This is a genomic window from Serratia sp. CY83965 (assembly GCF_052166375.1).
GTDB lineage: Bacteria > Pseudomonadota > Gammaproteobacteria > Enterobacterales > Enterobacteriaceae > Serratia > Serratia marcescens.
Window position 1 is genome coordinate 1 of the sequence record NZ_JBJNOV010000006.1, and the last position, 247, is coordinate 247.

Annotated in this window: 1 pseudogene; it reads right to left on the bottom strand. The window is 52.6% G+C overall.

What is annotated here, in order from left to right:
- A pseudogene (locus tag ACJ8PL_RS14805) lies at positions 1 to 247 on the bottom strand (hypothetical protein); the annotation flags it as partial.

Genomic DNA, 247 nt, shown 5'->3' on the forward strand with positions numbered 1-247 from the left:
ACTCCTTCTCATAAAGCTTTTGCCAGTTCTTTTCCGTGACAGGCACGAGTTCCCCGTTGAACGTATAGGTACAACAGCGGCATCTCACCGGCACATCTTCTGCGGTGAATGCCGGGTTCACTTTCTGCAGTATCCCGCGTTCATCGACACACAGTCCGCTGTAATAGCTCGACTCACCACAGCAGACATAGCTCCGCCAGTTTTTACGGTGCAGCGCCACCAGGTAAAAAATGGGCGCTGGTTTGTC